12 protein-coding genes and 1 pseudogene are annotated in these 15849 nt (G+C 63.6%); 7 read left to right on the forward strand and 6 right to left on the reverse strand.

Annotated features, from left to right (window positions below):
* Window positions 1-9 precede the first annotated feature (9 nt).
* The 4 genes and pseudogenes from CFR80_RS09325 (at window position 10) to CFR80_RS09340 (ending at window position 5738) form a co-directional block, all read left to right on the forward strand.
* Window positions 10-2226, forward strand: coding sequence for a ribonuclease R family protein (locus CFR80_RS09325; protein ID WP_029329529.1), 2217 nt, complete (start codon window positions 10-12; stop codon window positions 2224-2226).
* Window positions 2223-3928: pseudogene (locus CFR80_RS09330) on the forward strand (S41 family peptidase). The gene CFR80_RS09325 and the pseudogene CFR80_RS09330 overlap by 4 nt, the downstream one beginning before the upstream one ends.
* Window positions 3929-4006: 78 nt before the next feature.
* Entirely contained in the window at window positions 4007-4345 is a 339-nt protein-coding gene (locus CFR80_RS09335; protein WP_010514837.1) for a DUF1491 family protein, read from the forward strand.
* 247 nt (window positions 4346-4592) lie between these two features.
* Window positions 4593-5738: an OmpA family protein gene (locus tag CFR80_RS09340; RefSeq protein WP_181418186.1), complete on the forward strand. Its 1146-nt coding sequence runs from the start codon at window positions 4593-4595 to the stop codon at window positions 5736-5738.
* A gap of 101 nt (window positions 5739-5839) precedes the next feature.
* Here the strand turns inward: CFR80_RS09340 and cysK are convergent, their stop codons facing one another.
* Window positions 5840-6829 carry a cysteine synthase A gene (gene cysK, locus CFR80_RS09345; RefSeq protein ID WP_010514834.1) on the reverse strand — a complete coding sequence of 330 codons (990 nt, stop codon included), beginning with the start codon at window positions 6827-6829 and terminating at the stop codon, window positions 5840-5842.
* A 154-nt stretch (window positions 6830-6983) separates the two neighbouring features.
* Between cysK and CFR80_RS09350 the strand changes: the two genes are divergently transcribed.
* Window positions 6984-7430 (forward strand): RrF2 family transcriptional regulator, encoded by a 447-nt coding sequence (locus CFR80_RS09350; protein ID WP_026018474.1) that lies wholly within the window; start codon window positions 6984-6986, stop codon window positions 7428-7430.
* Between the two features lie 63 nt (window positions 7431-7493).
* Here the strand turns inward: CFR80_RS09350 and CFR80_RS09355 are convergent, their stop codons facing one another.
* Complete coding sequence (locus CFR80_RS09355) at window positions 7494-7928, reverse strand: hypothetical protein (protein ID WP_042658882.1); 435 nt, start codon at window positions 7926-7928, stop codon at window positions 7494-7496.
* Between the two features lie 400 nt (window positions 7929-8328).
* Here CFR80_RS09355 and CFR80_RS09360 point away from each other — a divergent pair, with 400 nt between their 5' ends.
* Window positions 8329-8862, forward strand: a complete 534-nt coding sequence (locus CFR80_RS09360) for a hypothetical protein (RefSeq protein WP_082071147.1) — start codon at window positions 8329-8331, stop codon at window positions 8860-8862.
* A 147-nt stretch (window positions 8863-9009) separates the two neighbouring features.
* Entirely contained in the window at window positions 9010-11049 is a 2040-nt protein-coding gene (gene parE, locus CFR80_RS09365; RefSeq protein WP_110507280.1) for a DNA topoisomerase IV subunit B, read from the forward strand.
* A gap of 133 nt (window positions 11050-11182) precedes the next feature.
* Here the strand turns inward: parE and CFR80_RS09370 are convergent, their stop codons facing one another.
* The 4 genes from CFR80_RS09370 to lspA all read right to left on the reverse strand — a co-directional run bounded on the left by CFR80_RS09370 (window position 11183) and on the right by lspA (window position 15849).
* A complete protein-coding gene (locus tag CFR80_RS09370) occupies window positions 11183-12724 on the reverse strand; it encodes an NADH-quinone oxidoreductase subunit M (protein ID WP_029329525.1) in 1542 nt (513 codons plus the stop codon).
* Between the two features lie 133 nt (window positions 12725-12857).
* Window positions 12858-14720, reverse strand: a complete 1863-nt coding sequence (gene mutL, locus CFR80_RS09375) for a DNA mismatch repair endonuclease MutL (RefSeq protein WP_258367758.1) — start codon at window positions 14718-14720, stop codon at window positions 12858-12860.
* Window positions 14721-14792: 72 nt separating this feature from the next.
* Entirely contained in the window at window positions 14793-15281 is a 489-nt protein-coding gene (locus CFR80_RS09380) for a DUF3035 domain-containing protein (RefSeq protein ID WP_010514827.1), read from the reverse strand.
* A 94-nt stretch (window positions 15282-15375) separates the two neighbouring features.
* Window positions 15376-15849 (reverse strand): signal peptidase II, encoded by a 474-nt coding sequence (gene lspA / locus CFR80_RS09385; protein WP_010514826.1) that lies wholly within the window; start codon window positions 15847-15849, stop codon window positions 15376-15378.

Below are 15849 nucleotides of genomic sequence, written 5' to 3' on the forward strand. Positions count from 1 at the left end.
ACTTCCGAGATGCCGGACACCCTGCCCACGGGCATGCCACAGGCCCGTGCGGGCGGCCTGCCGGATCGTGAACAGCTTCGCGCGTTTATCGAAAACGCAACCGGGCGGATCGGCAAGCGCGAGATCAGCCGGGAATTCGGTCTGGGGCCCGAACACAAACAGGCCCTGCGCCAGATGCTGCGTGAAATGGCGCTGGATGGCACGCTGGCCCCCGCCGGGGCGCGGCGGTTCCGTGTTTCAGACCGGCTGCCCGAATCCATGGTCGTGCAGGTCACCGGCACGGATTCGGATGGCGACCCCATTGCCCGGCCCGTGCAGTGGGATGGCGATGGCAGCGCGCCCGTCATCTTCATGCATCCCGAACTGCGTGGCCGGGCTGCCCTGGCACCTGGTGAACGCGTGGTCGCCCGTCTTCGCCGCGTCGGGCCGGGCCGGTACGAAGGCCGCACGCTGCGTCGCCTGAACGATGCGCCCATGGAGGTTGTTGGCCTGTTCCGCACCCTTGATGAAACCGATCCCATGGCCTCTGCGCCTGCGCGCTATCGTCCGGCGGGCACGCTGACCCCCGCCGACCGACGGGCGAAGGCGCAATGGGTCATTCCCGTGGGCGAGGACGCGGACAGCCCGGATAACGAAATCGTCATCGCCACCCCCCTGCCCCAGTCCGGGCCGGGACTGCACCCCGCGCGGATCATCGAACGCCTTGGCCCGCAGGGGGATGCACGGACCATAAGCATGATCGCGGTGGCCATGCTGGGAATCCCCCATGTCTTCCCGACCGAAGCACTGGCGCAGGCAAGGGCCGCCCGTGGGGTCACGGCACAGGGGCGCACCGACCTGCGCGACATGCCACTGGTCACCATTGATGGCGCGGACGCCCGTGATTTTGATGATGCAGTCTATGCCGAACCCGATGGTGAGGGATTCCGCATTACCGTCGCCATCGCGGATGTCGCGTGGTACGTGCGGCCGGGCAGCGCACTGGACCGTGAGGCCCACCTGCGAGGCAATTCGGTCTACTTCCCCGACCGGGTGATCCCCATGCTGCCCGAAGACCTGCCCAACGGGTGGTGTTCGCTCCGCCCCGGGGAAGATCGGGGCTGTATTTTCGTCAACATGGACGTGGCTGCCGACGGCGCCATCAGCAATGCCCGCTTCGGGCGCGGCATCATGCGCAGTGCCGCCCGACTGACCTATGAACAGGTGCAGGCGGCGCGTGATGGCGCGCCGGACGCCAGCGTTGCCACCCTGCCCGACGGGCTGCTGGACAGTCTGTTCGGGGCATGGCGATGCCTGTCCACGGCGCGGGCACAGCGCGGCACGCTGGATCTGGACCTGCCCGAACGGCAGGTGCGGCTGGATGACCATGGACAGATCGCGGCCATCCAGCCGCGCATCCGTCTCGACAGCCACCGCCTGGTCGAGGAATTCATGATCGCGGCCAATGTCGCCGCCGCCCGATGCCTGGAGGGGCAGCACCTGCCCTGCCTGTACCGGATCCACGCGCCGCCGACGCCCGAACGGCTGGAAAGCCTGCGCCGCACGCTGGACACCATGGGCCTGAAGCTGCCGCCAGTGGGCAGCCTGCGCGCCGCCGATCTTGACCATATCCTGCAGCAGGTCCGCGATACGGATCAGGCCGGACTGGTGAACGAACTGATCCTGCGCGCGCAGAATCAGGCGGAATACAGCCCCGAACCAGTCGGGCATTTTGGCCTGTCCCTGGCCGCCTATGCCCATTTCACCAGCCCGATCCGCCGTTATGCCGACCTGCTGACCCACCGCGCCCTGCTGGTCGCCACCGGGCTGGAACCCGGCCCCGCCCCCAGCCATGATGAACTGGAGGAAGCGGGACTCGCCATTACCCGCACCGAACGCCGCGCGGCACAGGCCGAACGCGAAACGCTGGAACGCTACGCCGCCACATGGCTGCAGGCCCGCGTGGGCACGGTCATGGATGCGCATATATCCAGCCTGTCGCGATTCGGCATCTTCACCGTGCTGGATGCAACCGGCACGTCGGCGCTGCTGCCCATGTCTGCCCTGCCGGAAGATCAGTGGCATCATGACGAAAAAACGCAGACATTGCATGCACGCGACACGACCATGGTATTCCGCCCCGGTCAGGCCCTGCGCGTACGGATAGAAGAAGCATGCGCCATCCGGGGGACAGTCCTGCTGGCACTGCCCGACACACCACCCAGCCATCGCAGGCGGCGGACATGAAACGCAGCCGGTTTCCGGTCATCGTCCTGCGTCCTCAGTCCCGGGGGGGCGAACACGCCGGGGTATGGCGGCGGCGCATCTCCACGCTGGGGCATATCCCGCGTGACACGATCGTGCTGCTGCTTGTCATCGTCCGGCTGACCACGGCCGCCTGCGCCGATGATATCCCCACGCCCACGCGCGCACCAACACCCCAGCCCCCCATGCATGAAGACAGCATGGAGGCGACCGATGGCGCCAGCATGGACCTGGGGGTCATTTCCTCGGTCATTCAGGCGAGTCTGTCATTCCTGCAGCCCCGTACGCTGGAAAGCCACGACATCCATGATTTCGCGCTGTGGGGCCTGAACGGGCTGAGCGCGCTGGACCCTTCGCTGAGCATCGAGGAACAGCACGGTTTCCTCCAGCTTGCCGCGACACAGAAAACCGTCCTTGCCCTGCCGGTGCCCGCGGCGGACGACATCGCGGGGTGGAGTTCGGCGATCACCCGTATACTGGATGTGGCGTGGCACCATTCCCCCGCCATGCGCAGCACGGGACAGGATGGCGTGCTGCAGGGTTTCTTTGACGAACTGTTCAACCACCTTGACCCGTATTCGCGCTATGTCCCGCCGGGGGCGGCCGTATCGGACCGCAGCATCCGCACCGGAGGCGAGGCCACGGCGGGCCTGACGCTGGGGCAGGATCATCATGCGATCATCATCACCGCCGTCAACGCGAATGGCCCTGCATGGCCCACCAGTCTGGCCGCGGGGCAGATCGTACGGGCCATAAACGGACGCGCCACCGCATCCCGCACTCTGGAAACCGTGACGTCATGGCTGAACGGTCCCACTGGCAGCCTCGTGCGCATCACTGTCGAGTCGAAGGGACGGCAGAGCACGGTCACGCTGCATCGCGCCTCCCCCCCCCCGAAACCGTGTTCGCCTATACCAGCGGCAAGCATGTGGTCCTGCACATCACCGCCTTTTCCGCCAACACGGCGGAGGAAATGAGCCAGTACCTGGACGAGGCCATGAACGTACCCGGCATTTCGGGTCTGATCATCGACCTGCGTGGCAACCGGGGCGGCGTGCTGCAGCAGGCGGTCACCACATCGGCGCTGATGCTTGATCACGGTGTTGCAGCCATAACACAGGGCCGTGACCCGCAGGCCAACCATGTCTGGGCCGTGCAGGGTGGCGACATGACCAATGGCCTGCCCATTATCGTGCTGGTGGACGGACGGACCGCCAGCGCGGCCGAAATACTGGCTGCGGCCCTGGCTGACCAGAAACGCGGCGTGGTCATAGGCAGCGCCACGCTGGGCAAGGGTCTGGTGCAGACCATTGGCCAGATGCCCAACGGGGCGGAGCTGTTCGTTACGTGGAGTCGCGTGCTGGCGCCGCTGGGCTGGCCACTGCAGGGGCTGGGCGTCATGCCGCAGGTCTGCACCAGCCTTGGGGAAAGTGAGCTCGAACGCCAGCTCCAGAACCTGGCGGAAGGCAGCGCGGACAGCCGGGAATGGGTCGCGGCGGCCCGCCAGATCCGCTATCCCGTTGACCTGTCGCGTATCCTGACCATCCGCAAGGCATGTCCCGCCGCCATTGGCACGGACAGCGACCTTGATGCCGCACATTCCCTGCTGGACAATCCCGTCGAGTACCACGCCGCCCTGTCCACCATTCCCGAAGAAGGGGCCGCGCCCGCAAACGGCGGGTAAGCCACAACCGTGCCGGAAACCGTGCTATTCCTGCATACCTCCCGCTGTTTTTCTGCATTACCGGAGAAGTCCGCCCCAATGGAAGAAGCGCGTCTGAAAACCGGCATCTGGGTCAAGGCAATGCTGCGCCAGGCTGGACAAAAGGGAAATCCGGGCATGGTCCTGCACCATGGCGATGATGACGCGGGCGGCGTCCTGATCGTGCTGCTGGGGCGGGCAGGACACATGTCTGTGCTGGCCCAGACACGCACCCACGATGGACGCCGGGCATGGTTCCGCGCTACAGGAGAGGCGGCTGTAGATCAGGCCGGTGTTGATGCCTATGTTACAAGGCAGATGGAACGGGACCCGGATTTGTGGGTTCTTGAATTCGAGACGCCGGACCTGATGCCACCGTTTGAAGCAAAGATGATATGAAAGACGTGATTCCTCAGGAGTGAACAACACGGAAACCAGTCCGGACAGGGGTGTGGCATCTCGCACACACTCCGGTGTGACAGTTGGCGCAGCCGCCCAAAGCGGTCGATAAGGTGGCGGCAATGGATTGTCAGGGCTGGTTTATTTCAGCAAAAGAAAGCTGATGCTGATCATTTCAGGGAATAGGGCACGTGCACCCGACCGGGCCGATATGCCGGAAGAGGCCCGTCGAAGGGAGAAGAAGAGTATGAATCTGCGGTACGGATTGCTTGCAGGGTCTTTATTGGCTGCCTCGGTTACCCTGGGCTCCGTACTGGTCTCCGCTCCTGTATTCGCCCAGCCTGTCCAGGGCCTGTATATCACCGGTGAAGGCGGCGCCAGCTTCAACCAGGGGCAGGTCATACGCCATTCTTCCGCGCGTGATGAATTCAAGACAGGGGCCACCGGCATCGGCAGCCTTGGCTGGGGACTGGGCAACGGCTTCCGTGTCGAACTTGAAGGCTTCTACCGCAACAACGACATGAAGACGGTGGGCGGCAATGCCGCGTACCATGCCCATGCCGATGGCCGGCAGCAGGAATCGGGCCTTATGGCCAATGCCCTGTTCGACCTGGATATCGGCAAAAGCTGGCTGTTCCCGTATTTCGGCGCGGGTATCGGCTATGGCTGGCAGAACATGAACAGCACCATTACCGGCAACGTGAATGGCCAGAACTACAGCCAGCATGTGGGCGGCACTTATGGCAACTTCGCCTATCAGGGCATTTTCGGCCTGTCCTTCCCCATGCCGTGGGTTGTGGGCCTGTCCGCCACGGCGGAATACCGGTTCTGGACCATGCTGGGCCCGCAGTCGCACCATTCCATTGTCAGTGGCAGCGCCACGGCCCTGTCGGCCATGAACAGCGATTATGGGTTCCGTAACGGCAACCGCGACAGCCGGACCGACTTCAACCATTCGCTCATGCTCGGGTTGCGGTACGAGTTCAATCCCGCCCCGCCGCCACCGCCGCCGCCTGCGACCGTCGCGGCACCTGCACCGGCGGAAAACCGCACGTATCTCGTATTCTTTAACTGGGACCGCAGCGACCTGACCGACCGTGCCCGGTCCATCGTGGCCGTGGCGGCACAGGCTTCAACCAATACCCAGACCACCCGGATCGAGGTGAACGGATATACCGACAACTCGGCCGCCCATCCCGGCCCGCAGGGTGAAAAATACAATCAGGCCCTGTCCATCAAGCGGGCGCAGGTGATCAAGGCCGAACTGGTGCGTGATGGCGTCCCCGGTCCGTCCATTGACATTCATGGCTATGGCGATGCCAACCCGCTGGTCCAGACCGCAGCCAACACGCGTGAAGCCCAGAACCGGCGCGTCGAGATCATCCTGCACTGATCCCGCATCCCGTCTGATCATGGAAAAGAAAAAAGCGGCGCCCGATGGGGCAGCCGCTTTTTCCATATGTGCGGCCCGTCAGGCCACGCGCAGGCAATGGATCAGACCAGCCCGGTAAAGAGCGAGGTGGACAGGTAGCGTTCGGCAAAGGACGGCGCGATGGTCACGATGGTCTTGCCTGCGTTTTCCGGCCGTCCCGCCAGCTGTACCGCCGCATGCAGCGCAGCCCCCGAGGAAATGCCCACCGGCACCCCATCCAGCCGGGCACAGCGCCGTGCCGCCGCGATGGCTTCACGTTCCGATACGGGGATCACCCCATCCAGCGCCGCAAGATCAAGCGTGCGGGGACAAAAGCCCGGACCGATGCCCTGAATGCCGTGCGGTCCCGGTTCATCACCATTCAGGATGGCACTTTCCATCGGTTCGACACCATAGACCTGAAGGCTCTCCTTGCGGGGCTTCAGGCCGTGCGCAATGCCGCTGGCGGTCCCACCCGTGCCCAGGCCGGCAACCACGATATCGACTTCCCCCGCCGTATCGACCCAGATCTCCTCGGCCGTAGTGGCGGCGTGGATGGCAGGATTGGCCGGATTGTCAAACTGCCGGGGCATCCAGGCATTTGGGGTCTTTTTCAGGATCTCCTCGGCGCGCGCGATTGCCCCCGCCATTCCCAGCCGCGACGGGGTCAGTTCCAGCTGCGCATCCAGCAGACGCAGCATCTTCCGCCGTTCGATCGATGCGCCTTCAGGCATGGTGACAATCAGGCGGTACCCACGCGCGGCCGCGACGAACGCCAGCGAAATGCCCGTATTGCCCGACGTCGGTTCGACCAGGGTGGTCCTGCCCGGATGGATTTCGCCACGGCTTTCCGCATCCTCGATCATGGCCGCGCCGATACGGTCCTTTACGGACGCCAGGGGATTGAAAAACTCCAGCTTCATCAATATCCGACTCTGCAACCCGTCCTCACGGGTCAGATGCGGCAGCGCCACCAGTGGCGTTCCCCCCACGGTATCGACAATGGAGTCGTAGACCTTGCCACGAGGTGCTGCAAAACCATACGTGCGATCTGGTGGGGTGGTCTTTTTCATTCGTTATCACTCCTTGTTGCGGAAATGGCCTATTCACGCATACAATCTGTACATAATCCACCATCCTCCTGCACAGAAGCGTGGATAAATCGGGGGATTGCTGGTAAATGAAGCGGACTGGTTTCCAAATCCATTCAAAGCGAGGCTGAACGATATGCTGCTCCGGCGGGACAGGACCATGATCGCAATCCTGATCATGCTTGACGTAGCCTTTCACGCGGGGCGCAACGGCACCATAAGTGCTGCCGACATTGCCGAGCGCGCGGGACTGGCCCGACGCGGGATCGAACCGCTGCTGCAGACCCTGTCGCGTTCCGGGCTGCTGGAAAGCGTGCGCGGGCCACGCGGGGGCTACCGTCTGGGCCGCCCCCGGCGCGATATCCTGCTGTCGGATATCCTGTCCGTCATCACGGCGGAGGACAACACGGATGACGGGCCGATCGGTGGCCTGTTCCAGAAGGTGGTGGAACCCTGCTGGCAGGAATTCGACACCATGCTGGATGAGGAATGTCGCAAGATCAGCCTGGATGACCTGGTACGCCGGGCCGAACATGCCGGCATGCGCCGCCCCCTGCCCGAACCCATCACTTTTTCCATCTGATACGGGCTGGCAGACACCGCGGCACATGTCCCGGCCCCACGGATGGGGGCCGGGACACAGGTGTTATTTCGCGCCGACAGCCGGTGCAGTGACGTTAGCCGTCACGTCCATGTATTCGCGCGGCTGCTTTTCACCCGTAATCAGCACAACGCGGAATTTGTCCTGGCCAGAATAGGCGGTGTTGGGCGTGTACGTCACGTAAGTGTGATCGTTATAGTTGTAGATGAACGCCTTGCCATGTTCAGGTGCCGGGGACACGCCAAACGATGCATAGGGGTGACCTGCGGAGGCGCGCGTCTCGATCGCGCAGTACCCGTCATCGCTGCGCACCTGCATGCTGGCGGCCCTGGTGTCCTTGCCAGCCGCGGTGGGGCCGGTCACCTGACACTGCCCGGACGCCTTCATGTAGTTGTAGGGGTTGGGGGTTCCGCCGATACCACCAAGGTTTACGGCCGATTTGTTGTCACATCCGGCGAGCAGAATGCCCGTCGTCATCATGATTGCAGACAGTCGCAGTCGCACTCGTCAGCTCCGCTGTATTTGATACATACCCGTTATCAGGACAGTTTCGCCCGCGCCGTCCCGTAACGGTCTGGATCGGCACAACGGCTAACCGGTTTTGCATATGCTCTAGAGCAACGCACCCCCGTGGGAAAGACCTGTTGGTCCTTTTACGCAAGCGGACAGGTCCTGCCTGTGTGGCATAGCCCGCGCCGGGGGCGCTGTCATCCCACGTGGCGGGTCTGACGCATCTTTTTGAACAGGGAAGGATATCCCTCCCTTTTGGCGCGTGCCGGTTTGCGCTATAGACCTGATCCGGATTTCATTCCTGCCGGAATATGCGGGGTCCGTGCATTCCCCGTTGGCAACTGCCCCAATATCTGGAGAACCCGTCCTGATGTCCATGTCGATCTGGCGCGCTGGCGCTGCTGCCCTTGCCCTCATGGGGCTGGTTAATGGTGGGCAGGCACTGGCTGCCGGCCCCTGCTCCCCCTCCCCCGCGCATGAAGCCTTTGACGTGCAGGGCCTGAAAAGCGAGCTGATGGTCACGGCCCTGTCATGCGGCGCGCAGGACAAGTACAACAACTTCGTGACGAAATTCCGCCCCAAACTGGCCGCTGAGGAGCATGTCCTCAACAGCTATTTCAACAGCACCTACGGCCGCAATTCACAGCGCCAGCATGACGATTACATCACTCAGCTTGCCAATGTGCAGTCCGAACGTGGGCTGAAATCCGGCACCGCCTTCTGCCAGCAGCGCATGTCCATGTTCGATGAGGTGCAGGTGCTTGAAAGCTCCGCCGACCTGTCCAACTATGCCCAGGCCAAGGATATCCTTCAGCCGGCATCCTACCTGACCTGCACCGCGCCCAACCGCCCGGCCACCAGCACACGCAGCCGTACCACGGCCCGCCGCACGGTCCGCAGCTAGCTCAATCCCCGATCGGGCATGAAGAAAAAATATGGCCGGGCCCGTGTCCGGCCTTTTTCATGCGCACAAGTGCAGGCATAGTCCATGCGGCGTGCAGGGCCTTATGGCTTGACAGGACGCGACCCGACAGAACAAAAAGAACGCTTCATGAACGACGATCTTTTTTCCGCACCTGCAGGCCCCGCAAAGCCCACCCGACGCAAGGTTTCCCCTGCCCCCATGCCAGATAATGCCAAAAACGGCCCCGATGCCTATGATGCCAGCGCCATCGAGGTACTGGAGGGCCTGGAACCCGTGCGCCGCCGTCCGGGCATGTATATCGGCGGCACGGATGAGACGGCGTATCACCACCTCGCCTCCGAAATCCTTGATAACGCGATGGACGAAGCCGTAGCCGGACACGCCACTACCATCGACGTATCGCTGGAAGCCGGCGACTGCCTGACCATACGCGACAACGGTCGTGGCATACCGGTGGACCCGCACCCGCGTTTTCCCGACCGTTCGGCGCTGGAGGTCATCCTGACCACACTACATGCGGGCGGCAAGTTTTCGGGCAAGGCATACGCCACGTCGGGCGGCCTGCATGGCGTGGGGTCATCGGTGGTCAATGCACTGGCATCGCGCATGGAAGTCGAGATCGCGCGCGACCGCGAACTGTGGCGGCAGGTCTATGAACGCGGCCACCCGTTAAGCGGCGTGGAAAAGATTGGCCCGGTCAACAACCGGCGCGGCACGCAGATCCGCTTTACCCCGGATCCGCAGATTTTCGGGCGGCTGCATTTCTCACCCCTGCGGCTGTACCGGCTATGCCGGTCCAAGGCGTTCCTGTTCCGTGGCGTCACCATCCGCTGGTCATGCGATCCGTCCCTTATCCGCAATGATGAGGTTCCTGCGGAAGCCGTCCTGCATTTCCCCGGTGGGCTGGCGGACAGCCTGCGTGACGAACTGGGTGACAAGGCCGCCCTGCTGACCGACCTGTGGGCGGGGGATGCGGACCTGCCTACCGGCCCCGACGGGGTGGATACCGGCCGTATGGAATGGGCGATCGCCTTCCTGGAACAGGGTACGGCGGCCCTGGCGTCATACTGCAACACCATTCCAACGCCCAATGGCGGCACGCACGAGACGGGCTTTCGCAACGCGCTGCTCAAGGGCCTGCGCAACTGGGGTGAACAGCGCGCCAACAAGCGCGCGGCCAGCATCAACGCCGATGACATCCTTGGCTGTATCGCCGCCAAGCTGTCCGTCTTCATCCGTGACCCGCAGTTCCAGGGCCAGACCAAGGAAAAGCTGACCAGCAGCGAGGCCAGCAAACTGGTTGAAACCGCGCTGCGCGACCGTTTCGACCACTGGCTGGCGGGCAACCCGCCACAGGCGGACAACCTGCTGGCCTTCGTGGTGGAACGGGCCGAAGAACGCCTGCGCCGCAAGGAACAGAAAGACACGCCCCGCAAGAGCGCCACCCGCCGCCTGCGCCTGCCGGGCAAGCTGACGGACTGCACGCGCGAAAACGCGGCCGAGACCGAAATCTTCCTTGTCGAGGGGGATTCGGCAGGTGGCTCCGCCAAACAGGCCCGCAACCGCGAAACACAGGCTGTCCTGCCGCTGCGGGGCAAGATCCTGAACGTTGCCAGCGCCTCGACCGAAAAGCTGCGTGGCAACCAGGAACTCCGCGATCTGGTGGAGGCACTGGGCTGCGGCATGGGGGAACGTTTCGACGCGACCAAGCTGCGTTATGGCCGCATCATCATCATGACCGACGCGGATGTGGACGGGGCGCATATCGCCTCGCTGCTCATGACGTTCTTCTATCGTGAACTGCCAGGCCTGATCCGGGGCGGGCACCTGTATCTGGCCCAGCCACCGCTGTACCGCCTGACACAGGGCGGCAAGAGCGTTTACGCCATGGACGATGCCGACCGTGAGCGGAAGATGAAGAAGGATTTCAAGCCCAACAGCAAGGTCGAGGTCTCCCGCTTCAAGGGTCTTGGTGAAATGCCGCCCGGCGACCTGAAACAGACCACCATGGACCCGAAGCACCGTACCCTGCTGAAGGTCATCACCCCGCCCGAAGACAGGGCGCTGACGCTGGAACGCGTGGAACACCTGATGGGACGCAAGGCGGAACTGCGCTTCCGTTTCATTCAGGAACATGCCCGTCAGGTCGATAACCTCGACGTCTGAACCATTCACAACGACAGAAGCCCGGTCACCTGTCCCAAGGTAACCGGGCTTTTTTATACAATCCTGAAGAAGCTTCAGGGGATACCGCCTTTCTACAAAAAGACGGTACCTGAAACCTTTTGTTTTTTCAGCTTCAACCTGCGCCCGTCACCGGAACAACCTGCTGCGGGTCAACCGTGGCGACGGTTGTCACCGGATGCAGCAGACCGGTCACGGCCGGGTCGAACACCCGCAGGAACGACCCCGGATGCACCCCCATCCAGATCGTCACGACCGCCAGCGGCACCAGCACCGCCAGTTCCTGTCCCGTCAGGTCACGCAGCAGGGCGACAATCCCGCCACGATCCGCCCCGAACAGCACCCGGCGATACAGCACCAGCATATAGACCGCACCAAGGATCATACTGGTCCCCCCAAGGAAGGCCAGCCAGAACGACACATGCAGCGCGCCGACCATGACCAGGAATTCCCCCACGAATGCGCCCGTGCCCGGCAGGCCGATATTGGCCATGACAAACAGCATGGCCAGCGTGGCCAGCACAGGCATCTTGTGCGCAACGCCTGAAAATGTACTGATTTCACGGGTTTCAGCCCGCCACGATACGGCGGAAACACAGAAGAACAGCGCCGCGATCACGATGCCATGCGACAGCATCTGGAAAATCGCACCATCGATTCCCTCGGGCGTCATGGTGAACAGCCCGATGGCAATCACCCCCATATGCGAGAACGAGGAATAGGCGATCACCCGCTTCATGTCCGTCTGCGCCAGCGCGATCATCGCGGCATAGATCACCGCAATCACCCCCAGCGTCAGCACCACCGGCGCGAACAGGCGCGCGGCATCGGGGAACATCATCACGCCAAAGCGCAGCAGGCCATACGCCCCCGCCTTGGACAGTACGCCCGACAGCATGACGGATGCCGGGGTCGGGGCCTCGGTATAGGCATCGGGCAGCCACGCATGCAGCGGAAACAGCGGCAGCTTGACGCCAAAGGCGATGATGAAGCCCGCCAGCAGCCAGCACTGCATGGCATGGCCAAAGCCATGATGCTGCAGAGCCACGATATCGGTCGTGCCCGCCGCGTTCCACATGGCCAGCAGCGCCAGCAGCATGAACAGCGACCCGCCAAAGGTGAACAGGAAGAACTGCAGCGATGCCCATACCCGCTTCGGCCCGCCCCATACCCCAATCATAAGGCTGGCGGGCAGCAGGGTCGCTTCGTAGAACAGATAGAACAGCACCAGATCAAGGGCGGAAAACAGCCCGATCAGCGTTGTTTCCAGCACCAGCATGGCGATCATGTAATCCCGCACACGCCCCGTCACCTGACGCCAGCCCCCGATAATGGACAGCGGGGTCAGGAACGCGGACAGCAGCACGAACATAAGGCTGATGCCATCCAGCCCGGCATGGTAGGAAATGCCAGCGCCGCTGGCCCATCCCACCTGCTGTTCAAACTGGATGCCCGGCCGGGCGGGATCAAATTCGGCCCACATGATCACGGCCAGCGCGAAGACAATGCCACTGGTCCACAACGCCACCCACCGGGCGGCGGTCTCGACCGTCTGGGTCGTGCCACGCGTCAGCAATATGGCCAATGCCCCGGCGAGAGGCAGATACGTAACTAGGGAGAGCAGGATCGGATGCACATTCGGTCTCACATCATCCATGGATAATGGCTGACCCTAGTGGCGTTGCCGCCGGAGAATCCAGTAAGCCCCCGCTCACATTATGCAGAGGGCACACCCATTCCCTACCCCGCCATGCCTGCATGGCCATCCAGGCGGATGGCGTGCCGTCGCGTCACCTACGGCCGAACATGCGCTCCAGATCAGCCTTTTCCAGCTTCAGCCATGTGGGCCGGCCGTGTGAACAGGTGCCCGAACGGGGGGTCCGTTCCATGTCCCGCAGCAGGGCGTTCATTTCCTCGTGTGTCAGCTTCCGGCCCGCCCGTACGCTGCCGTGGCAGGCCATGCGCGCGATGATCGCATCCATGCGCGCATCCAGCGCATCGGCCTGCGCGGGCGTGGCCAGATCATCCGCTTCCAGTTCCTCGGCCAGGTCGCGCAGCATGCCGACCGGGTTTTCCTTGCCCAGAAGGGCCGGCATGGTCCGGACCAGAACGGCCGTACCGCCAAATGGTTCGATCTCGATTCCCAGCCGGGCCAGTCCGGGGCCAAAAGACAGCAGCACCTCCACCTGCCGCGCGGGCAGGTCCACCACCTCGGGCAGCAGCAGGCGCTGGGCACGGATTTCCCCGCCCAGATACTGCTCACGCAGGATCTCATGCGTCAGGCGCTCGTGGGCGGCATGCTGGTCCACCAGCACAAGCGCGCCGTCCGCCGTCTGGGATACGATATAGGTGCCCAGAACCTGCGCCACCGCCGCCCCCAGCGGGTGGTCGATGGCAGGCGCCATATCCGCCACTGCTGTCTCCGGCTCATCGGGGACTGCCTTGCGCGCGGCGGGCAGGGCGGACAGGGGTAATGTCGATTCGGCAAAGCCGGGGGGCAGGGCCGTACCTGACGGTACGGATGCAGGCGACGGAGCGGCCAGACGGGTGGACATCCCTGCGGCATCGGCAGCACGTTCCGGCGGATACCAGATCCGCGCGGACGAAGCCCCACGCGACTGCAGCAGGTCGGGCCTGACCCCGGCAACACCCGCGCCGGTGCCCAGTGCGCGCCCCAACGAACCGATCACCAGCGCCCGCACGGCTGCCGAATCGGCATAGCGCAGTTCCGTCTTGGCGGGATGCACGTTCACGTCCACCTGTTCGGGCGGGATGTCCAGCGACAGGGCCACAACTGCGTGCCGTCCATGTTCCATCACGTTGCGATAGGCTACCCGTACCGCCGTGCGCAGCACCGGATCCACCACGGGCCGCCCATTGACCAGCAGCATCTGACCATTGGCCGTGGCACGGTGCACGGATGGGGCGCAGATGAAACCGCTCAGTTTCAGGTCCCCGCGCTGCCCTTCCACCGGCAGCAGGCCATCGGCATGTCCCGACTCCAGAATCGCGGCAACGCGCGCCGCCATGTCCTGCGCCGGCAGGTCAAGGATCAGGCGCTGGTCGAATTCCAGCCGGAAGGCGATATGCGGGACGGACAGCGCCAGACGGCGCACCACGTTTTCGGCATGGCTGGATTCGACACGTGGGCTTTTGAGGAATTTCCGCCGTGCAGGTGTTGCGAAAAACATATCCTCGACCAGCACGCGCGTGCCGGGCGGACCCGCGCAGGGTTCCACGTCCCCCACCGCCCCGCCTTCCACACGGATCGACCAGGCCGAATCACTGTCGTGCAGCCGGGACATGACCGTAAGACGGGCCGCGGCACCGATGGAGGGCAGAGCCTCGCCGCGGAAACCAAGGGTGGAAATGCGCACCAGCGTCTCGTCACGCAGCTTGGACGTGCAGTGCCGCTCCACCGCAAGCCGCAGGTCCTCGGGCGACATGCCGCAGCCATCATCCGTGACATCGATCCGGTCAATGCCACCCCGGTCCAGACGGATCTGGATCCGGCGCGCACCGGAATCGATGGCGTTTTCCACCAGTTCCTTCAGTGCCGCGGCGGGGCGTTCAATCACCTCGCCCGCGGCAATGCGGTTGACGACCTGTTCCGACAGGCGACGAATGACCGGCTGGCCATTACCAGAAGACATATTCACACCATGGACCGGATTGCAGGCATCAGGCCACATGCCGCGCATCGGTCAGATACGCGGTCGGACCATTTATTTGCTGGGACCGCTGACGGTCGGGGTCGCACCCTGCGTCAGGTTGCGGCCAAGGGCCGAATCCTCACGCAGGCGGGCATTCTCGGCCTTGCCGTTGACAAGATTGCCGGCCCCACCACCGTGCCAGAACATCAGCTTGTCAACAAAACTGGTATCGGCGCGGCCCATTTCGCCCCTGTCCTCCTCGTTGGAGGCCTGCTGCGCTTCACCCACCAGGGCGGTCTGGCCCTCGCTGCCCGGGCCATCAGCCCCCTGCAGCGCCACATTGGGGGAAAGCGTTTCCAGCGCCTGCATGCGCGGGTTGGTGTCCTGCGCGCGCTGGACGGCGTTGCTGTTGGGGGCACCCAGTTCATCGGACGGCGGCATGGACAGCGGCGCGCGCGTCGTGACCGTGTATTCGTCCGGCAGGCTCCGCTCCAGCCCGAAGGCACGCGAAACATCGGCACCGGTGCAGCCCGATAGCATGAAGCCGCCCGATACAAGCATTGCACAGGAAAGGGGTCTGAGAGCAGAAATCGCCATATCTCGCCTATTACCGTTAGTGGAACGGTTCGGCAAGCATGTGCAGGCCGCTCCTAACCTAGTTTGCATCGCGATGACGCATGTTGTCGATAATCAGGATCGCAACACCGCAGTCAATCATGGCATCGGCAATGTTGAACACCGGCCATGACCAGCCAAAGGCATGGGCGTCAATGAAATCAACCACCGCGCCAAAGCGCAACCGGTCAATGACATTGCCGATGGCCCCGCCCATGATCATGCCCAGCGCCACCGCCACCCACCGGCGCGGGGTGCGCGCAAGCCATACCGCAAGACCGGCCACGATCACCAGCGCCGCAACCGAGAAGATGATCCGCCCCGCGGCACCCGCGCCACCCAGCATGCCAAATGTAATGGCGTGGTTCCACACCATGGTCAGGTTCAGCACCGGCAGCAGCGGCACGCTTATGCGCGCCGGCAGGTCATAGACATTCAGTATCCAGAACTTGCTGGCCTGGTCGGCTGCCAGCGCACCCAGCAGGCAGACGCCGCCCAGAACACGGTTGTTCAT

It is taken from the genome of Komagataeibacter oboediens (assembly GCF_003207815.1).
GTDB classification, from domain to species: Bacteria; Pseudomonadota; Alphaproteobacteria; order Acetobacterales; family Acetobacteraceae; genus Komagataeibacter; species Komagataeibacter oboediens.